Below are 19,337 nucleotides of genomic sequence, written 5' to 3'. Positions count from 1 at the left end.
CGACAGTTAGGACAGTTGCCATGACCGCCGTGATGCAAGGGATTCGCGTCCTCGAGGTCGCCGAGCACACCTTCGTTCCCGCGGCGTCGGCGATCCTGTCCGACTGGGGCGCGGACGTGATCAAGGTGGAACCCGCCGAGCGCGGCGACGCGATGCGAGGCATCGTGTCGACCGGCAACATGGGCCTAGACGGTGGTGCATGGCATCCGCTGCTCCAACATTCCAACCGCGGAAAGCGAAGCATCGGTTTGGATCTGAGCACGCAGGAGGGCGTCGACATCCTCTACAAGTTGGCAGCGACCTGCGACGTTTTCCTGACCAACAAGCTGCCCGCGGTTCGATCCAAACTGCGGATCGACGTCGACGACATCCGGGCCGCCAATCCCAACATCGTCTACGTCCGTGGATCAGGGTTCGGCTCGCGCGGCCCAGACGCCGATCGCGGGGGATATGACGTGTTGGGTTACTGGTGCCGCGCTGGGGTCGCCTACGGGGCCAAACCCGTTGAATTCGATTCAATTCCAGGCCAACCCGCGCCCGCGTATGGCGACTCGATCGGCGCGATGACCATCGCGGGCGGCATCTCGGCGGCGCTGCTGCATCGAGAACGCACGGGACAGCCGCCGGTTGTCGACGTGTCGCTTCTCGCCACCGGAATGTGGGCGATGGGAGCCGCCATCGCGTTGTCGCACGAGTTGAACCATCCGTGGGGCCAGTTCCCGGTCGGCACAGATGTGGGCAACCCGCTGGTGGCCACCTACCGGACATCGGACGGGCACTGGTTGCAATTGGCATGCCTGCAGGGATTCCACTACTGGCCCGAGACTTGTCGGGTGATGGGCCTGACCGAGCTGGTCGACGACGAGCGGTTCGCCGATGTCGCAAGCTTCGCCGCGAATAGCCCCGTCGCGAGGTCGATCCTCGCCGAGCGATTCGCCTCTGCGCCGCTGGCCGAGTGGAAGCAACGCCTCGGCGACTTCCGTGGCCAGTGGGCGCCGGTGCAGGATTCCATCGAGGTGACCGCCGACCCGCAGGTCATCGCCAACGGATATGTGGTTCAGGCCGAGGCCGCCTCGGGTGAGCAGCACCCGCTGGTGGCCACGCCCGTTCAGTTCGACGAGGAGCCGGCACCGACGCGGCGCGCGCCCGACTTCAATGAACACGGGGACGCGATTTTGACGGACGACCTCGGGATGGACTGGGACGACATCATTGATCTAAAGGTCAAGGGTATCGTCGCGTGACCGCCGCCGACGCGTTGGTCGACGAGCTGCGGATCCGCGGGGTGATCGAGCGCTACTGCGCGCTACTCGACAGCGGAGCGACCGGCGAACTGCTCGAATTGTTCGACGAGAGTTGTTCTTTCGCCATGATGGGACGGACCTACCGAGGCCACTCCGAGCTGGCAGCGGTGTGGGCGGGTCTGCGCCCTACCGACCGCCCTGGCACCCTGCATGCTGTCGTCAATCCCGTCATCACTGTCGACGGCGACCGGGCGAGCGCCGTGAGTGGTTGGGCGATGTTGGACCGAAGCGGTCGGGGAGGTAGGACGGTCATTGCCCTGGCGGGGCGATATCTGGATAGCTTGGCCCGCGGATCCGACGGGGTGTGGCGCTTCACCGATCGCCGAGTGCAGACCCTTGCCCGGCCGGGGGCGACAGCCGAGCAGTCCTCATAGCGGATCGTGCGCCGTCGGTGCCCCGGGGGACGTTCTCATCAAGGACGCCGCGTGTATCCGCGAGCCGCGACGGACGTTATCCGCTAGCGGAAACGTCAACTCGCTAAGCTGTGGTGTGTGAGCAAATCGGGAACCGAGGTATCGGCGTGGTTGGCGTCGGCGCCGCGGCCTGATTCGCGTTGGCGGGCGCGCTCGACGGAGCGGGCAACCGAGGATGTGCGCAAACGCGCTCAGGCCCGCAGCGACCGGTTCATGCACATCGCGCTGGAATTGCTCAGTGAGGGAGGCGCGGAAAATCTCTCCGTCCGAAAGGTCGTTGAACGATCGGGCATGTCACTGCGGTCTTTCTACCAATCGTTCAGTGGGACCGACGACCTGTTCCTGGCCATCTACGAGGAAGCCACGCTCGGCGGTCTTGAGCGGCAGCTAGCCGCGGTCGCAGAAGCGGGCACTGACCCCCTGGATCGCCTGCGGGCCTTCATGCAAGCGGAGTGGTTGGCGTCCGATCCGGCCCCGCCACTGTTGCAGCGCTCGTTGGTCAGCTTTCATCAACGGCTCAGCGAAACCCGTCCGGCCGAACTTTCGGCCTTGCTGCAGCCCCAGCACCGAGCGCTGACCGAGCTACTTGCCGCGTGCCGTGGTGCCGGGATGCACAGTCCGCCGCTGGATGATTCGACGATCGCATCGATCTTGCTGCACACGACGATGGAGATGTTGCAAGCGCGTGTGCTCGGCTTTTACGTGGGCGAGAACGTCGCGTTCGACCAGTTCTGGACCTTCTTGGAAACTGCGTTTACCCGGCCCTGAGCAGCCCGCGGCGGGCGACCAGCCGGAAAGATCTGTACGCCGTACAGCAAGCATTGCCTGAGGCTGCGGCGTCGGCTAGCCTCGCATGAGAACGGTGTTCTTCTAAATCGGATACACCGAATCGGACTGCGAGGAGAGTTTGCGGTGAATCTGGACGACATGATCTTGGTGAGCATCGATGATCACGTGATCGAACCGCCGGATATGTTCGAAGGTCACGTCCCCCAGAAGTGGGCGGACCAGGCGCCAAAGGTCGAGCGCAGCCCCGAGGGCATCGATCGCTGGGTATTCCAGGGCATCGAGACCTCGACACCGTTCGGCATGTGCGCAGTCGTCACTTGGCCCAAAGAGGAATGGGGATTCAACCCCGGCGTCTTCTCCGAGATTCGGCCCGCCTGCTACGACGTCAACCTGCGGGTGCGCGATATGGACGCCGGCGGAGTCCTCGCGTCGATGAACTTCCCCACCATGGCGGGCTTCAACGCGCGGACGTTCTGCGAGGCGGACGATAAGGACCTCGCGCTGATCATGCTGAAGGCCTACAACGACTGGCACATCGACGAGTGGTGCGGATCGCATCCGGGCCGGTTCATCCCGATCGGCATTGTGCCGATGTGGGATCCGGAATTGTGTGCGGCCGAAGTGCGGCGTCTGGCCGACAAAGGCTGCAAGGCCATCAGCTTCCTCGAGGCGCCGCACGCGTTCGGTTTCCCCAGCTTTCACAACGAGCACTGGGATCCGATGCTCACCGCGATGTCGGAGACGGGCAGTGTGCTGTGCATGCACATCGGGGCCAGTGGCGGCCTGATCACGCTGGCGCCTGACGCCCCGGTGGACCACCACATCATCCTGCCCACCCAGCTCACGCTGATGGCCTTGCAGGACATCATGTTCGGCCGTACCCTGCGCAAATTCCCGGACCTGCGTATCGCCCTTTCCGAGGGCGGCATCGGTTGGATCCCCTACTACCTCGAGAGGGCCGACCGGCACGCCAAGAATCAGCTCTGGATCGGTCAGGACTGGTCGGATCGCATGCCCAGCCAGATATTTCGCGACCAGATCCTGGCTTGCTTCATCACCGACCCCGCCGGCGTCAAGCTGCGCAACGAGATCGGCATCGACAATTTGGCGTGGGAGTGCGACTATCCGCACACCGACTCGACCTGGCCTAACGGCCCGGAGCAGTTGTTTGGTGAGTTCACGGCCGCCGGTGCTACCGACGACGAAATCAACAAGATCACACACGAAAATAGCTGTCGTTTCTTCGATTTCGACCCCTTCAAGCACACCGCGAAGAAAGACGCGACGGTGGGGGCATTACGCGCCAGGGCCACCGACGTCGACCTGTCGACGGTGAGCAAGGCCGAGTACCGGGCCCGTGCCGAGGCGGCCGGCCGGGAGACGGTGCAGGTCTGATATGACGAGTACCGTCGATCTGCCCAAGATCTCGGCCGACGCGCACGTCGACGAGCCACATGACCTCTGGTATGAGCGCCTCAGCGTGGACTTGCGTGATCACGCGCCGCGCCGCATCCTGGCCAATGACGCGGGCGGGTGGAGCCTGGTGATCAACGGCAGCCCCATCGGCTGGAACGAACTGTCGGCAGAAGAGGCAGCGGCCAAGGAGGCCGAGCGCGTGGCGGCCGCGTCACCCGACGTGCGGCTCGACATGATGCGAACCGACCACATCAACGCCGAAATCGTCTTCCCCACCATTGGGCTGTACGCCTGGGACATCGCCAATCCGCTTGCCGGACAATCGGTATGCCAGGTCTACAACGATTGGATTCGAGAGCAGATCGGTGGACATGACCGGATCAAACTCGCGGCGATGATCCCCACCTGGGATGTCGACATGGCCATCGCCGAGGTCGAACGGGTGGCTGTCGATCCGTCGGTGGGCGGGCTCCTGTTGCCGCTGGTCGGCAAGCCGGAGTGGAACTCCAAAGAGTGGGAACCGCTGTGGGGCGTCATCGCGTCGACAGGCCGGCCCGCCGTCATGCATCAGGGCAGTGGCCACGACATGATCTTCTACCGCGGATGGGGGAGCGGCACGGCGAACCTTCTCGCCACGCAATCGATGGCACCGCGCGCAGCCGCCTTGTTGAGCTGCAGCGGGATCCTGGAGCGGCATCCAGACCTGCACGCAGTCTTCGTCGAGTGCAACGGCGGCTGGATCTCGTGGGCAATGCAGACGCTGGATTACTACTACCAGGCGCACGACGAGATCGGCTGGACCAAACCGAAACTTGCCGAACTGCCCAGCCACTACATCCGCCATCAGATCCACTCGACCTTTCAGGACGATCCCGTCGCGATCACGAACCTCGCCGATACGGGCGCCGAATGCCTGTTGTGGGGCAATGACTATCCCCATCCCGAGAGCACGTACCCAGAGTCGGAAAAGATCCTCGAGAGGCTCTTCGAAGGCGTCGACATCGACAGCGCGCGGGCCATCGTCGGCGGAAATGCGCACAGGCTATTTGGCTTTGACGAAAGCGTTCTCAAGGATATCCCCTGAGTGGTCGTCCAATGAGCGCAGAGTTCTCGCTTCGCCAACAGGATTACTCGCTCAGCGAGGAGCAGGTCGCACTGCGGGATTCGTTCCGGGCCTATTTCGAAAAGACGATCCCAACGACACGGGTTCGCTCGGCCGAACCGGAGGGGTTCGACGCGGCGCTCTGGGACGAGCTTCAGGAACGCGCTGTCGTTGAGATGGCGCTACCGCAATCGGTCGGTGGCGACGGTGCCGGCCTGGTCGAACTCGTGCTCGTGCTCGAAGAGGCCGGCCGCCGCGCGGCGCCGGTGCCGCTGGCCGAGGCGTTGGCGGCGGCCCGCGCGTTGGCTCGCATCGATCCGTCATCACCGCTGCTGGCCGCAATGCGCGATCGTGGTGCGGTTGTCAGCCTCGCCCCGGGCGCGGGCGACCGTCGGCTGGCACCGGCCGGAGCGATCGCCGAGGCGGTGCTGGCGCCGCGGGGGGCCAACCTGACGCTGGTCACCGGTCCGCCGACGCCGCCCCTGCCCAACTTGGCGTGCGCTCCGCTGGGCTGGCGTGAGGTTACCGGTGGCGCACGGGTGGGTTCGGCAGACGAGTGGGACCTAGCTGAACGGGAATGGCACGTCTTGACGGCGGCCGCGCTGGTCGGGCTGGGACAGGCCGCCCTGGACCTCGGTGTGCAATACGCCAAAGAGCGCACGGCATTTGGCACCCAGATCGGAGCGTTTCAAGCCATCGCTCATCCTTTGGTCGACGCCGCCAACAGCGTGGGCGCGGCACGTCGCCTAGTGTGGCGCGCTGCCTGGTTCTGCGACCATGAACCCGAATCCGTTGGTGCGCTGGCTTTGTGTGCCGTGCTGGCCGCCGGCGACGCCGCCGAGCAAGCCGGGGCCACCGCCATCCACACCCAGGGCGGCTTCGGGTTCACCCTCGAATCCGACGTTCAGCTCTACTACCGCCGGGCCAAGGGCTGGGCGCTGGCCGCTGGCGACCGTCGCAGCCTTCTGCGACGCGTCGCCCAGTGGGCGCCGCACGCGCTAAAGGATGCTCTCGCGTGAATTTCGAAACGCTCGACCTCGACGACGACACCCTCACGTTCTGGCGGGAGGCACGTGCCTTCTTCGACGAACACGTCACCCCGGCGGTGCTGGAAGACGAACGGTTACACGGCGGCGGATTCAACGAGGGCCTGCACCTGGCAATGGGGGCGCGCGGATGGGTCGCGACGCAATGGCCGACGTCAGAGGGTGGAGCGGGCCTGGACGCGGTGCGGGCGCGCATCGTCGCCACCGAATGGGCGCGCAGCGGTGCGCCTTACATCCTGGCCTCCACGACGTTGCTACCACCGATCGCCATCCGAATGTTCGGCTCGCCGGACATCCAGGCCGAGGTGCTGCCGCGGGTGGCTGACGGCACCGTTCGCATCTGCCTGGGTTACACCGAACCGGACTGCGGATCGGATTTGGCCGCGGTGCGCACCCGCGCGGAGCGGGATGGCGACGAATGGGTTATCAACGGGCAGAAGATGTTCACCACCGGTGCCCAGTTCAGCCAGTACTGCTTTCTCCTCACGCGCACCGACCCGTCGGCCCCCATGCACAAGGGCCTGACCGTCTTCCTGCTGCCGCTGGACACTGCGGGGGTGGAGATCCGGCCGATCGGCACACTGGGCGGAGAACGCACCAATTTCGTTTACCTGCAAGATGTTCGCGTCAACGACCGGTGGCGCCTGGGCGAGGTCAACGCGGGTTGGACCGTGGTCGCCGCCCCGCTGAGCCAGGAACACGGCATCTCCGCCGACGGCAGTGACCCGACCATCGGGGGGCCGTATCTGGCCGAGTGTGAGAAGCTCATCGCGGAGTTCGTTCGTTGGGCCGCAATGCAACCGGGGCCCGCCGGTAAATCCTTGCTCGACGACGCCGCGGTCGCCGAGCGCGTCGGCGAAGCGCTCGTCAAGGTCGAGATGACCCGTTCGGCGTCGGGGCCGCCGGCTCGCATCCTGTCCTCGGATCTGCTGGTGCAGACCGCGTCGGAGTTGATCGACCTCATCGGTCCGACAGCCCTTTTGGCGCGCGGTTCGCGGGGAAGTGCCGGCGACGGTGCATTCGAAGCCGGATTCCGATTCGCGCCGGGGACTGGCATATATGGCGGATCCACCGACGTGGCCCGAAATGTGATTGCCGAGCGATTCTTGGGACTCCCCCGCAGTACACCACGAAGGAACAAAAATGAGCGAAACGACAGCCCTGTCCGCTAGCCACGACGAGCAGTCCGAGGACGCCCTAACGGAGGGCATTGCCGCCGAGGCCGTCGGCGGTGATTTCGCGGCGATGCTGGCTGTCCCCGAGCCGCAGGAAGTGTACGCAGGAATCGGATCAACGCCGATAATCGTGATGGAGGGCAATCACATTGTCGGCGCCGCCAAGAGCGTCGACGCCCTCACCCGCAGCCATGATGTGCGCGGATCGGGGGCACTGGGCAATACGCAAAGCGCCGATCGCCCGCTGATTCCGCTGGACATCGACCGGCCCGAGCACACCAAATACCGCAAACTGCTTGATCCGATCTTTTCCGCGAAGGCGATCGCGCACCTGGAGACTGACGTAAGAACGCTCGCCGACGAGCTGATCGACAAGTTCATCGAACGCGGCCACGCTGACATCTACGATGAATTCTGCGCAATCCTGCCGTCCACGATTTTCCTGCGCCTCATGGGGATTCCGCTTTCCAAACTGAACTACTTCCTGCAGAACAAAGACGACTTGCTCCGCGACATCGAAGGGGAAACCGTCGCGCAACGCGAGGCCAGGTACAAGGCGGCGGGCAAACGGTGCTACGCGTACTTCAACCAAGTTCTCGACGAACGCGAAGCGAGTGGTGAACCCGGGGACGACATCCTCGGCCGCTTCATGACGGCGGAAGTCGACGGCCACTCACTGACCCGTGAGAACATTCTCGACATTTGCTTCCTGCTGATGATCGCCGGCCTGGATACCGTCGCGGCGTCGCTCTCCTGCATCCTGTCCTGGCTCGCGCGTCACCCCGACGAGCGCCGTCAGGTGGTGGCGAACCCGCAAATGTGGCCCGACGCCATCGAAGAGTTGATGCGTTGGGAGACCCCGGTGCCGGTGGCATCGCGGACTCCGACCGTGGACATGCAAGTCGGCGAGACGACTGTCGCCGCAGGAACGCAGGTGACGGTGCTGTGGGCCGCTGCCAACCTGGATCCGGAAAAGTTCAAAGATCCTCTCACCGTGGACCTGACCCGTCGGCCCAATCCGCATTACTCGTTCGCCAGCGGATTCCACCGTTGTCTGGGTAGCCATCTCGCCCGGATGGAGCTTCGGGCAGCACTCGACCAATTCCACAAGCGTATTCCCGATTACGAGGTCACTCCGGGTTCGGCGTTGAGATACGAGGCATTTCCGGTGCGGCTGGCGCGTCCGCTGCCACTGAGTTGGGCGGTGCGTGGATGAGGCTGGAACTCGACGGCGAAGCTTGCCAGGGACATGGCCGCTGCTACAGCCTCTCGCCCGGGTTGTTCGACGCCGACGAGGAGGGGCACAGCGTCCTGCTGGTAGCCGATGTGCCGGTCGGCGAGGAGCCCTCCGCCAGGCAAGCCGTGCAGTCCTGTCCCGAGGAGGCCATCGCCCTTCATGACTGACCAGGCCAGCGCAGCTGCGCGCAGCGACGCCGCGACGCCGACATCGTCGGATCGCCGGCAGATCCGAGCCGGATTCATCGGCCTCGGGGACCAGGGCAAGGGAATGGCAGATCGGCTCATCGCGTGCGGGGTGCCCACGATCCTATGGGCACGCCGGGCGGAATCGCTTGAGCCCTATCGCGGTTCCGCGGCGTCGTTCGCGGAAACCCGGGCCGAGCTGGGGGCCAACAGCGACGTCGTCGGGATCTGTGTGGTCGACGATGCGGGGGTCCAAGACGTCGTCCTGGGCGAATCCGGGGTGCTCGCGGGCATGTCGCCGGGGTCGGTGCTCGCCATCCATTCGACAATCAGCCTAGAGGTCTGTCACCGGATCGCGCGGATCGCGGGAGAACGGGGCGTCGGGGTGATCGACGCTCCGGTCAGCGGCGGCGGGTTCGCGGCCGCCGAGGGCAAGCTCACCGTCCTCGTCGGCGGCGAGCTCGAAAACTACGAAAAATGCCGCGCCGAGCTGGAGACGTTCGGGGGTAACGTGATTCATCTCGGGCCGCTCGGCAGCGGGTTGATCGCCAAACTCGTCAACAACACGCTGCACGCCGCACACTATGCCTTGGCGCGCGACGCGATGGTTGCCGGCACTCGGTTGGGCCTGGACGAGCAGGCGCTGGGCCGCGCTTTGTCGGTGAGCAGCGGCAACAGCTTTTCGCTGAACACCGCGGTCGCTGTCGGTGGCTTCGGGGTCTTGGCTCCAATGGTCGGACCCCTGCTCCGTAAAGACATCGGAATCTTCGACCGGCTGACTGGAGAACGCGATGCCGCCACCGGCTCGCTGATCGCAGTCGCCGACGAGGCGCTGCAACTATTCGGGTATCCGCGTGAGCGGACCGAAACCGAGGAGCGGACATGACTGCACCCCAAGTGGTCTCCGATCAGCATCCGGTAGTGCAATCCAGCGCTGAGGTCAACGACCGGGCCTCGGCGCGGGCGGAGTCTCGGATGCTGATCGCCGGTCGACTTGTCGAGTCCAGCAGCGGTGAGACGTTCGACAATGTCAGCCCCGCTACCGGAAGGGTGTTGGGTGCCACGGCTGCCGGCACGGCCGCTGACATGGATGCTGCCATCGCCGCCGCACGACGCGCATTCGACGACACCCAATGGTCCACCGACGCCGCGCTGCGCCGCCGATGCTTGATGCAATTGCAGGAGGCGCTCGAGGGCGAACGGGAAGAACTTCGAGACGAACTCGTCGCCGAGGCCGGCGCGCCTGTTATGACAACCCATATCGCCCAACTGGATTGGTCCCTGGCCGATGCGCTGTGTTCGGTCATCGAACTTATGGACACCTTCCCGTGGTCTCGCGATCTACATGGTGGGGGAGTGGGCGGGGACAGCCACCACCGTGTCGTGTGGAAGGAGGCCGTCGGCGTCGTCGGCGCGATCGTCCCATGGAACTTCCCGTTCGAGATTGCCGTCAACAAGCTCGCTCAGGCTTTGGCCACCGGCAACACCGTCGTGCTCAAGCCCGACCCGAATACGCCATGGACATCGACACGGCTGGGCAGGCTCGTCGCCGAGAACACCGACATCCCGCCCGGTGTGGTGAACGTCGTCCCAACGCCTGACAACCTCGTCGCCGAGCTGATGGTCACCGACCGCCGCGTCGACCTGATCTCCTTCACCGGCTCGACCGCGGTGGGCAGGTTGATTGCCGGCAAGGCAGCCGAGTCGCTCAAACGCGTCTTTCTCGAACTCGGTGGAAAATCGGCCGCAGTGATGCTCGAGGATGCCGATATCGAGACAGTCATCCCCAACATGGCCGGGGTTTGCCTGCACGCCGGCCAGGGATGTGGAATCACTACTCGGCTGTTGGTACCGCGCACGCGCCTGGACGACGCACTCACCCGGCTCGCCGCGATGTTCGAGATGATCCCGCCCGCGGATCCCGCGCTTCCCGACACGTTGCTTGGCCCGGTGATCAATCGGCGCCAACAGCAGCGGATCCTTGGCTACGTCGACCGTGCCCGTGCCGCCGGCGCAGATATCGTCGTGGGCGGGGCGGCCCCACAGCAATTGCCCGACGTGATCGCCGGCGGGACCTTTGTTCTGCCCACAGTGGTTGCCGGCGTGGATAATTCCGCCGAGATCGCCCGCGAAGAAGTGTTCGGGCCCGTCTTGGTGGTGCTGCCCTACGGCGACGAGGACGAAGCGCTGAAGATCGCCAACGACAGCGAGTATGGGTTGTCCGGGGCAGTGTTCTCCGGTTCCAGGGAACGCGGCCTGGCGTTCGCCAGAAGAGTCCGCACCGGATCGATGTCGGTGAACGGTGGAATCTACTACGGCGGTGACGCGCCGTTCGGCGGCTATAAGGCCAGCGGCGTCGGCCGACAGAACGGACTGGAGGGATTCGAGCAGTACCTCGAGACAAAGGTCGTTGCCTATACATGAACCGCAGCAATATATGAGTGACACAGGCCTGGCCGGCGCGGGAGTTTTGGTCGTCGGTGCGTCGTCGGGGATCGGACGCGCCGTAGCGATCGCCGCGGCCGCGCGTGGCGCGCGGGTTGCCGTGGCGGCCCGGCGGACCAACTTGTTGGAAGCCCTGGCCGTCGAGTTGGGTGGCACCGCGCACCAACTCGACGTCACCAGTCCCGCATCGATATCCCGGGCGGTTGCTGAAGCCGCGGAGGCGCTCGCTGGGCTCGACGTATTGGTCTGCAGCTGTGGAGTTTTCCCGCTCGCACGAGTGGAGCATGTCGACGCGGCCACGTGGAAGGAGGCGTTCGCAGTCAACACGATTGGGCCTGCGCTGGTGCTGAGTGCTGCATTTCCCTACCTGTCGCCAGACGCGGTGATCGCGGTCGCATCGAGCGACAAGGTGGGCCGGCCGCCCGCGGCTACCGCCGCTTACTCCGCCAGCAAGGCCGCTCTCGACGAGATCCTACGGTCATGGCGTTTGGAACACCCCGACCTGCGAGTGATACGGCTTGGCATCGGGCCAACCGCTGACACCGAGCTCATGCGCGGGGCCGATCAGGATCTCGTTGTGGAGTTGACCGAGCTGTGGCGCCGCGAGGGGCGCCTGCCCGAGACGATGGCCGCCGTCAGTGACGTCGCCGAACTGGTCGTCGCGACCATTGCTACCGCGCGTTCCACCGAAACCGTTGTCGCCGAGAGCGTTCAGTTCAGACCACGGCTCGCCACGGGAACCAACCCCGACCCGACCAGGAGGGAATCGGTATGACTGACGCCGCCGCCCCGTTGACATTCGGCGACATCGACAACCGCGACGCACCGCTGGCGATCTTGGTGCACGGTTTTCCCGACACCCCGTACACCTTCCGTTACCTCGCGCCCCAGTTGGCCGAGGCCGGATTCCGCGTCGTGGCGCCATGGCTACCGGGATATACGTCGGTGGTGGATCGACCGATCAGTACGGGCACATACGTCAAGCACATCCACGCGGTGCGTGAGGAATTCGGCGGTGACACGCGAGCGCTCCTGGTGGGCCACGACTGGGGCGCGATGGCTGCCTACGGAGCAGTCGCGTCGGCTCCGCGCGCCTTCCGTCGTCTGGTCACGCTGGCGGTGCCACCGACCACCGCGCTCACCGATGTCTTCGTCTACCGCCAAATCAAGCGTTCCTTCTACATCTGGTTTATTCAACAGCCGGCAATCCCAGAAATCGCGCTACTGAAAGACGGTTTCTGGGAGGGCCTTTGGGCGGACTGGTCACCCGGATATGACGCGAGCTCAGACATCGCGATGCTGCGTGGCTATGTGACCGCCGAGACCATCGGGGGCGTGATCGCGCCCTATCGCGCCCAGTTCAATCCCGCTTTCGCCGACCCCGATGCCCTCGACGAGGCGATCGCCACCTTGACCGAGCCGCCGGTGCCGACCCTTTACCTGCACGGTGCCCAGGACGGAGCCTTGGGTGCGGAGGTGCTGACCGACGTCGAAGCGCACCTTCCTGCTCCGGGCTCGGATTGTCAAATCATCGACGGGGCAGGCCATTTCCTGCATCTCGAACAGCCCGACGTGATCTGGGCGAAGATCCGGGACTGGTTACTGGACGGTCGGGAGGCGCCGACCGCCGTAACGTCCGGTGAGGCGACCCTACGGTGATTTATACTCTGTACAAATAGGTCGCGCGGTGGGACGATCGACACTGTGTGCTGTGCGCGATTTGGTAGAGAAAGGCCGGTGAGTCGGACATGACAAAGGTGGTGTTGCGCTCCCTTCCCTTTGCTTTCGACGCCTCGGTGCCCTTCCAGTGGCAGCCGGAGAACCCTAATTTCGGCGTTTTTTGCAACTCTTTCACCTTCTTCGCGGTGCCATTCGAGCGCTACATCGTGGCCGTGGTCCGGGAATTGAGCAAACGAATCGACGACGACGAGGTTGCGGCCGAGGCCGACGTCTTCCTCAAGCAGGAGGCTCAGCATGCGAGCGCCCACCGCAAGCACATGATCGCCTTGATCGAACAGTATCCCGGCCTGGACCAGGTGTACCGCGAGACCAACCGGATGTTCGACGAGCTGCGGGCGGCGCACCCGTTGGAATACCACCTGGCCTATATCGCCAACATCGAGGCCACTTTCACGCCGCTGATGACGGTCTTCCTCGACAACCGGGATTCGCTTTTCGCCGGCGGCGACCGACGGGTGGCCTCACTGATGATGTGGCACTTCGTCGAGGAGATCGAGCATCGCAGCTCGGCGTTGATCCTGAGCCGATACCTGACCCCGAGCCCCTGGTATCGCGTCAAGCGCCTCAAGAGCATTTTCGACCATGTCAATCAAGTCATGATGGCGATCGTCCAAGGCTTCGATCACCATGTGCCGCTGGCGGACCGGGGTGGTGTTACCGCCGTGGCGGCGCTGACCAGCGGCCTGTTCGCTGGCGAACTCAAACGCAGGTTGCCCTTCGTACCCACATCAGTCGGGGCCGAAGGAGTGCCTAGCGTTTTTCACGCCGTCCCGGCGAGATCAATCGCCAAAATGATGTGGAAGCTGGCGTTGTCTCAGACGCCCAAACACGACCCGGCCACGCATCCGCTGCCGGACTGGGTGCAGCTCTGGATGGAGGAGTACGAGCGCGGCACCGACATGACAGCGTTCTTCGGCGCCCCGCCCGCGCCGAGCCCATCGATTAATCGCTGAGGAGATTGCTCGTGACTTACGACTTGATCATTCGTGGCGGCACCGTCGTCGACGGCACCGGCCGCGCGGCCCGGACCGCCGACATCGCCGTGACGGATGGCTTGATCGCCGAAGTGGGCAAGGTCGACGGCTCCGCGCGACGGACGATCGCGGCCGACGGGCTCGTCGTCACACCGGGATTCGTCGACATCCACACCCACTACGACGGCCAGGCAAGTTGGGATCCTCACTTGACCCCGTCGTGCTGGCACGGCGTGACAACCGCGATCATGGGCAACTGCGGTATCGGATTCGCCCCGGTCCATGACGACCGGCACGACTGGCTGATCGACGTGATGGAGGGCGTGGAGGATATTCCCGGCAGCGCGCTATCCGAAGGCATTCAATGGAATTGGGAAACATTCGGCGAGTTCCTCGACGCGTTGGAACGTATGCCTCGCGCCGTCGATGTCGGCGCGCAACTGCCGCACGCCGCCATCCGGGGATACGTCATGGGCGACCGCGCACACGAGGTGGCGACCGCCACCGATATTGACGCGATGCGATCCATCGTCATCGACGGCCTGAAGGCCGGCGCGCTGGGCCTTTCCTTCGGTCGCACCGCCGGGCACAAGAGCCGGTCCGGCGAACCCGTCCCAGGCACATTCTCCGAAGAGGAGGAACTCAACGCGCTGACGGCGGCGATGGCAGAAGTGGGCACCGGCGTGTTGCAAGTCGTGCCGGCCGGTGTGGGTGGGGCGCTGGGTGGCGATCAGCGGCATTCGATCGACGCCGAGATCGAGTGGATCACCCGCCTGGGACAAGATCACCGCATCCCGCTGACCTTCTTGGCCATGGTCAACGAGGACGACCCGCACGACTGGGAGACCTGGTTCGCGGCGGTGCACAAAGCCAATGCCGCAGGGGCGCAGATCCGGCCGCAGATCGCGAGCAGGGCGTTCGGCATGCTGATGGGCCACCAGTCGCGGATGAACCCGTTCCGGCACCGGCCGAGCTATCGGTCGCTCATGGATCTGCCGCTGGGCGAGCGGGTAGCGCGACTGCGTGACCCCGACCTCAAGGCGCGCATCCTCGCCGAGCCCCCCGACGACCACTTCGGCCCGTCGGCCGACGCGTCCATCGACCGCATTTTCTCGCGGTTGTATCCGCTCGGTGACCGGTTGGACTACGAGCCCGGCCCGGAGCAGAGCATTGCGGCTATTGCCCAGCGCGAGGGCCGCGATCCCTGGGAGGTGACGTACGACGTCTTGCTTGGCGCCAACGGCAAGGAATTCCTTCTGTTCCCGCTGCTGAATTACGCCGGCAACGACTACGGCCACCTGCACAACATGATGTCGGACCCGGTGACCATCCAAGGCCTGGGCGACGGAGGCGCGCACTGCGGCATCGTCTGCGACGCCAGCATGACGACCTATCTCATCTCGCACTGGGTGCGAGACCGGTCCCGGGGACCCCGGATCCCGCTGGAGACTGCCGTGCATCGGCTCACCGCCGACCCGGCCGCCTTTTACGGGCTACGCGATCGAGGCGTGCTGGCCGCGGGTAAACGCGCCGACCTCAACCTGATCGACCTGGACAATCTCGGACTCGACTATCCCGAAAAGGTATTCGACCTGCCGGCCGGGGCGGGGCGGTTGATCCAACGGTCGACCGGTTACGTCGAAACTCTGGTGCGCGGCCAGACCGTGGTCGCCGAGGGCGAACTGACCGACGCGCGGCCCGGCGGACTGGTCCGGGGCGGCCAGACCGTCGCCGCCTGAGACCACGCGGGAGCGGCGCAGGTGGAAAAGGTCGTCTACGTAGCAACCCGGAACGACGGCACCCCGGCACCGTCGGCGTCGACCATCTTGAGCAATGCGCGCGAGGTGTTCGCCGACGATCGTTATCGAGGAGTTTCGGTGCAGCTGCCCCGGCGCGACGTCGAGGAAGAGCGCGACCGAGTTCGAGGTGGCGTGCTGTCCCAGATGTCCAGTGGCGAGCCGAGTCCGGAACCCCGCCGGCTGGTGGCGCTGGTGACGCTGTGGGTCGATTCCGCCGACGAGCTCGGCCAGGCCGGCGGCTTCCTCAACGAATTCTGTGACGAGGTAACGGGATACGTCGTCACAGAGACGGTCTCCCGGTGGTGGGTGACGGCTGATGGCCCCCCTGCAGGAGGTGTGAACGCCGTGAGCCTGCTCCACCGCAATCGCACGATGACCCGCGAGCGGTTCCTGCAACACTGGGCCGAGGTGCACATGCCGATCTCGCTGCGCTATCACCCCCAGTGGCGCTACGTGCGCAACCCGGTCGTCAGGACGTTGGTCGGCGACAGTACTCGGGCGCCGGACGCGATCGCCGAGGAAGGTTTCGCAACCCCCCGCGATCTCATCGATCCAATGCGCTTCTACGGCGTAGATGATGGCACGACGGAGACATTGGAAATTAACAAGAAGATCGTTTTCGACGATGTGCCAGTGTTTCTCGACGTGGCATCGACGGCCACTTTCGTCACCCAGGAACACGTCATTCGTACCCCGTGGACACCGTACGCCATCCCGGCCGCGGAGCCGGTGGCCGGAAAGCGCCGCTGACAGTGGACTTCCAGTGGGGTGTCGAAGAAGTCGAGTTCCGAAACCAGTTGCGTCAATTCCTGGCCGACGAACTACCGGACAACTGGGGCGAGCTGTCGCAGAACGGTCCGGGCAGCGAAGCGCAGGCCAAATATTCGCGGGAGTTCTGTCGCCGCCTGGCGGAAAAGGGTTGGCTGACACCGCATTGGCCGACGGAGTTCGGCGGCGGCGGAAAGGATGCGTGGTTCCACGCCGTTTTGGGCGAAGAAATGTGGGCGATCGGGGAACCCCGCGGGCCGCAGTACATGAACGTGAACTGGATCGGGCCGGCGATTCAGCGCTACGGCAGCAAAGAACAGCAGCGGATTCACCTGCCCCCGATCTCGAGTGGCTCGGTGCTGTGGTGTCAAGGATTTTCCGAACCCGACGCCGGATCAGACCTCGCCGCGCTGCGCACCCGAGCGGTCCGCGACGGCGACGACTACGTGATCAACGGCCAGAAGCTGTGGACCAGCTATGCCAACCACGCCGACTATTGTTTCCTATTGGCCCGCACGGACGCGGAAAGTCGTGGTGCCAAGGGAATCTCGGTATTACTCGTTCCGATGGCGGCCGACGGGATCTCGGTTCGTGAAGTGCCGTCGATGGTCGGCGAGCGCTACTTTCACGAGATCTATTTCACCGATGTGCGGGTGCCGGTGAGCGCTCGGCTCGGCCCCGAGCACGACGGCTGGCAGGTCGTCACGTTCGCGCTGGCCCAAGAACGTGTCGGGGCGGCGCGCTACGCGCGGGCCGCGCGCGTGATCGATCAACTCGCCACCGAGGCCGCGGCCCGCGGTCGGCTCGACGATCCCCTGCTGCAGGTGCGGCTTGGAACAGCCCGGGCCGCCTGCGAGGCGGCCCGCGTGCTGGCCTACAAGGTCACCGACCAGCGCGCCCGTGGCGAATCCCCGACACCGGACACCAACGTCGCCCGGGTGGCCAACACTCGCGCGGACCTCGCGGTGGCCGAGCTGGCGTTGGCCGTGCACGGCGCCGACGCGCTGGAATACGGCAGCGTCGCCGACGCGAACTACCGGCTGGCCATCACCGCAGGCGTGGCCGTCGGCGCCACCGAGGTGCAGCTCGACCTCATCGCCCGGCGGTTTCTGCGGCTGGACCCCGATGCGAAGACGCGCGCATGACATACCTGCTGAACGACGATCAAAAGAATCTTCTCGACGGCCTGTCGACCATCCTGGCCCGGTTGGCGGGCCCCGAGCGGGCGATGCAGCTGGGCGTCGGCGCCCACGATGACCGGCTCTGGCAGGCGTTGACGGATGGCGGTTACCTGGGCGTCGGTCGCGAAGAGGACACCGGTCCCTTGGAGGCGGCGCTGGTCGTGGAAGCCGTCGCCGGTGCCGGCGGCCTGGTGGCGGCCGCAGCGTCGGCGCTCGTCGCGCCCGCCGTGCTCGACGACGCGATAGCGGGTCCCGTCGCACTGGCCGAATGCGACGGTTCCCCGCTGGTGCGGTTCGCGCCCGTGGCGCGCACGCTGTTGGGTATCGACGGGGATGGAGCCGTGCTCGTCACCGATATTGGCGACGGTGAAATCGACACGGTGAAAACCACCTTCGGCGTCCCCATCGGCCGCGTGCCAGATCGAATTTGGGATCGCGGCACGCGGCTGGGCGCCGGCTCTGGTGACCGCGTTCGCAATTGGTGGCGTGTCGGAGGCGCGGTGGAACAGGCCGGCGGGCTCGCCGCCGCACTGAGGCTGACCGTCGACTACGTCAACCAGCGCGAGCAGTTCGGCCACCCGATCGCCCGATTCCAGGCCGTACGCCACCGCCTGGCGGAGTGCGCCGTGCTCGTCGAGGGCACCCGCTGGCTTGCCTTGGAAGCCGCAGCGCTGGGCGCCGCGCCGGAAACGGCTGCAACAGCAGCCAGCTATGCGAACGCGGCGGCCAAGCATGTGGTCGCCGAGACCCACCAGCTGACCGGCGCGATGGGCTTCACCACGGAATACCCTTTGCACGTGTACACCACCCGGGCGCAGGGGCTGACCCTCGAACTGGGCGGGCTCGAAGCGCACAGCCGCGCGGTGGCGACGGCCCGATGGGGAGCCCTGATGTCCAGATGACCCAGTCTGCCGCATTATTGACGCGTGATGGCCCCGTCTTGACGCTGACCTGGAATCGACCCGACAAGCTCAACGCGATAGATCGCCAGGCCGAGAACGCTTTGCGCACGGCGATTTCCACCTTCGCAGACGACAGCGCCCTCCGCGTCCTGTTGATCGCAGGCCGCGGCGAATACTTCAGCGCCGGTTTCGACGTTGGCCACCGGGTCGATGACGATCAGGACCCCAGCGGGGTCAAGTTGCGTCGCCGGTATCGCGAAATTCACGATCTATTCGACCTTTTCGAACAAGTCGAGAAGCCGGTCGTGGTTGCCGCCCACGGACCGTGCCTAGGCGGGGCGCTCGAATTGGCGCTGTCGTGTGACTTCCGCCTGGCTGCAACACCGGCGCGGTTCGGACTGCCCGAGATCAAGCTGGGTGTGCTGCCGGGCAGCGGCGGAACGAGCCGCCTGACGCGCACGGTCGGGCCGGCGTGGGCGCGGTGGCTGGTGATGGCGGGAAAGGCGGTGACCGCCGAGGAGGCGTTGCGTATCGGCTTGGTCCACGCGGTGTACCCGCCGGATTTGTTCGCGGACGAGGTGGCGGATTTTGTCGCCAAATTGGCGGCGTTGCCGGGTGAGGCGGTGGGCATGGCCAAGCTGGCCATCGACCTTGCCGACCGTTTGGACCGGGCATCCGGGCGTGACCTGGAGCGGATGGCGAACACCACGCTGATGACCAGCCAAGAGCATCGCAGTCACATCGATGCGCTCAAGAAGCGCCTGTCGCAGGATGGATAACCCGCCACCGCCAGCGGTGACTCCCCGCGGAGCGCGTTGTACGCTGTATAAATGATTGTGTATCGATGCGCTCCAGCTGATT

19 protein-coding genes are annotated in these 19,337 nt (G+C 65.3%); all 19 read left to right on the top strand.

Annotation, left to right across the window (positions count from 1 at the left end):
- Nucleotides 1-20: 20 nt before the first annotated feature.
- The 19 genes from BRW65_RS01835 (at nt 21) to BRW65_RS01745 (ending at nt 19,255) form a co-directional block, all read left to right on the top strand.
- Nucleotides 21-1,244, top strand: coding sequence for a CaiB/BaiF CoA transferase family protein (locus tag BRW65_RS01835; RefSeq protein WP_073870562.1), 1,224 nt, complete (start codon nt 21-23; stop codon nt 1,242-1,244).
- Nucleotides 1,241-1,678 carry a nuclear transport factor 2 family protein gene (locus tag BRW65_RS01830; RefSeq protein ID WP_073870559.1) on the top strand — a complete coding sequence of 146 codons (438 nt, stop codon included), beginning with the start codon at nt 1,241-1,243 and terminating at the stop codon, nt 1,676-1,678. Before BRW65_RS01835 ends, BRW65_RS01830 begins: the two co-directional genes overlap by 4 nt.
- A gap of 252 nt (nt 1,679-1,930) precedes the next feature.
- Nucleotides 1,931-2,485, top strand: coding sequence for a TetR/AcrR family transcriptional regulator (locus tag BRW65_RS01825; RefSeq protein ID WP_139272816.1), 555 nt, complete (start codon nt 1,931-1,933; stop codon nt 2,483-2,485).
- A 144-nt stretch (nt 2,486-2,629) separates the two neighbouring features.
- On the top strand, nt 2,630-3,901 hold the full coding sequence (locus BRW65_RS01820) for an amidohydrolase family protein (RefSeq protein WP_073870553.1): 1,272 nt from the start codon (nt 2,630-2,632) through the stop codon (nt 3,899-3,901).
- 148 nt (nt 3,902-4,049) lie between these two features.
- Nucleotides 4,050-5,006: an amidohydrolase family protein gene (locus BRW65_RS01815; RefSeq protein WP_167373981.1), complete on the top strand. Its 957-nt coding sequence runs from the start codon at nt 4,050-4,052 to the stop codon at nt 5,004-5,006.
- Between the two features lie 11 nt (nt 5,007-5,017).
- Nucleotides 5,018-6,043 carry an acyl-CoA dehydrogenase gene (locus BRW65_RS01810; protein ID WP_073870547.1) on the top strand — a complete coding sequence of 342 codons (1,026 nt, stop codon included), beginning with the start codon at nt 5,018-5,020 and terminating at the stop codon, nt 6,041-6,043.
- Entirely contained in the window at nt 6,040-7,242 is a 1,203-nt protein-coding gene (locus BRW65_RS01805) for an acyl-CoA dehydrogenase family protein (protein ID WP_073870544.1), read from the top strand. Before BRW65_RS01810 ends, BRW65_RS01805 begins: the two co-directional genes overlap by 4 nt.
- Nucleotides 7,163-8,461, top strand: a complete 1,299-nt coding sequence (locus BRW65_RS01800; protein WP_139272815.1) for a cytochrome P450 — start codon at nt 7,163-7,165, stop codon at nt 8,459-8,461. The genes BRW65_RS01805 and BRW65_RS01800 overlap by 80 nt, the downstream gene beginning before the upstream one ends.
- The gene (locus BRW65_RS01795; RefSeq protein WP_073870541.1) at nt 8,458-8,649 is read left to right on the top strand and encodes a ferredoxin; all 192 of its coding nucleotides are present in this window, start codon (nt 8,458-8,460) and stop codon (nt 8,647-8,649) included. Before BRW65_RS01800 ends, BRW65_RS01795 begins: the two co-directional genes overlap by 4 nt.
- Nucleotides 8,642-9,553, top strand: a complete 912-nt coding sequence (locus tag BRW65_RS01790; RefSeq protein WP_167373980.1) for an NAD(P)-dependent oxidoreductase — start codon at nt 8,642-8,644, stop codon at nt 9,551-9,553. The genes BRW65_RS01795 and BRW65_RS01790 overlap by 8 nt, the downstream gene beginning before the upstream one ends.
- Nucleotides 9,550-11,091: an aldehyde dehydrogenase family protein gene (locus BRW65_RS01785; RefSeq protein ID WP_073870538.1), complete on the top strand. Its 1,542-nt coding sequence runs from the start codon at nt 9,550-9,552 to the stop codon at nt 11,089-11,091. Before BRW65_RS01790 ends, BRW65_RS01785 begins: the two co-directional genes overlap by 4 nt.
- A gap of 13 nt (nt 11,092-11,104) precedes the next feature.
- Entirely contained in the window at nt 11,105-11,887 is a 783-nt protein-coding gene (locus BRW65_RS01780) for an SDR family oxidoreductase (protein ID WP_073870535.1), read from the top strand.
- Nucleotides 11,884-12,771 carry an alpha/beta fold hydrolase gene (locus BRW65_RS01775; protein ID WP_073870532.1) on the top strand — a complete coding sequence of 296 codons (888 nt, stop codon included), beginning with the start codon at nt 11,884-11,886 and terminating at the stop codon, nt 12,769-12,771. The genes BRW65_RS01780 and BRW65_RS01775 overlap by 4 nt, the downstream gene beginning before the upstream one ends.
- Nucleotides 12,772-12,860: 89 nt before the next feature.
- Complete coding sequence (locus BRW65_RS01770) at nt 12,861-13,805, top strand: metal-dependent hydrolase (protein ID WP_073870529.1); 945 nt, start codon at nt 12,861-12,863, stop codon at nt 13,803-13,805.
- A gap of 11 nt (nt 13,806-13,816) precedes the next feature.
- Nucleotides 13,817-15,565, top strand: coding sequence for an N-acyl-D-amino-acid deacylase family protein (locus BRW65_RS01765; RefSeq protein ID WP_073870526.1), 1,749 nt, complete (start codon nt 13,817-13,819; stop codon nt 15,563-15,565).
- A 21-nt stretch (nt 15,566-15,586) separates the two neighbouring features.
- Nucleotides 15,587-16,375, top strand: a complete 789-nt coding sequence (locus tag BRW65_RS01760; protein WP_073870524.1) for an EthD domain-containing protein — start codon at nt 15,587-15,589, stop codon at nt 16,373-16,375.
- Nucleotides 16,321-17,538 carry an acyl-CoA dehydrogenase family protein gene (locus tag BRW65_RS01755; protein WP_244167956.1) on the top strand — a complete coding sequence of 406 codons (1,218 nt, stop codon included), beginning with the start codon at nt 16,321-16,323 and terminating at the stop codon, nt 17,536-17,538. Before BRW65_RS01760 ends, BRW65_RS01755 begins: the two co-directional genes overlap by 55 nt.
- Nucleotides 17,535-18,476: an acyl-CoA dehydrogenase family protein gene (locus BRW65_RS01750; RefSeq protein WP_073870523.1), complete on the top strand. Its 942-nt coding sequence runs from the start codon at nt 17,535-17,537 to the stop codon at nt 18,474-18,476. Before BRW65_RS01755 ends, BRW65_RS01750 begins: the two co-directional genes overlap by 4 nt.
- Entirely contained in the window at nt 18,473-19,255 is a 783-nt protein-coding gene (locus BRW65_RS01745) for an enoyl-CoA hydratase/isomerase family protein (protein WP_073870521.1), read from the top strand. Before BRW65_RS01750 ends, BRW65_RS01745 begins: the two co-directional genes overlap by 4 nt.
- Nucleotides 19,256-19,337 lie beyond the last annotated feature (82 nt).

Origin of the sequence: Mycobacterium paraffinicum (genome assembly GCF_001907675.1) — a bacterium.
Taxonomy (GTDB): Bacteria; Actinomycetota; Actinomycetes; order Mycobacteriales; family Mycobacteriaceae; genus Mycobacterium; species Mycobacterium paraffinicum_A.
Note: the sequence above shows the minus strand (reverse complement) of the source record. Positions and strands in the feature narration are given on the sequence as shown.

Coding starts and splice junctions, on each gene's coding strand:
- BRW65_RS01775 (WP_073870532.1), top strand. CDS start 11,884: ATGACTGACGCCGCCGCCCCGTTGACATTCGGCGACATCGACAACCGC.
- BRW65_RS01810 (WP_073870547.1), top strand. CDS start 5,018: ATGAGCGCAGAGTTCTCGCTTCGCCAACAGGATTACTCGCTCAGCGAG.
- BRW65_RS01770 (WP_073870529.1), top strand. CDS start 12,861: ATGACAAAGGTGGTGTTGCGCTCCCTTCCCTTTGCTTTCGACGCCTCG.
- BRW65_RS01790 (WP_167373980.1), top strand. CDS start 8,642: ATGACTGACCAGGCCAGCGCAGCTGCGCGCAGCGACGCCGCGACGCCG.
- BRW65_RS01780 (WP_073870535.1), top strand. CDS start 11,105: ATGAGTGACACAGGCCTGGCCGGCGCGGGAGTTTTGGTCGTCGGTGCG.
- BRW65_RS01795 (WP_073870541.1), top strand. CDS start 8,458: ATGAGGCTGGAACTCGACGGCGAAGCTTGCCAGGGACATGGCCGCTGC.
- BRW65_RS01785 (WP_073870538.1), top strand. CDS start 9,550: ATGACTGCACCCCAAGTGGTCTCCGATCAGCATCCGGTAGTGCAATCC.
- BRW65_RS01750 (WP_073870523.1), top strand. CDS start 17,535: ATGACATACCTGCTGAACGACGATCAAAAGAATCTTCTCGACGGCCTG.
- BRW65_RS01835 (WP_073870562.1), top strand. CDS start 21: ATGACCGCCGTGATGCAAGGGATTCGCGTCCTCGAGGTCGCCGAGCAC.
- BRW65_RS01745 (WP_073870521.1), top strand. CDS start 18,473: ATGACCCAGTCTGCCGCATTATTGACGCGTGATGGCCCCGTCTTGACG.
- BRW65_RS01825 (WP_139272816.1), top strand. CDS start 1,931: ATGCACATCGCGCTGGAATTGCTCAGTGAGGGAGGCGCGGAAAATCTC.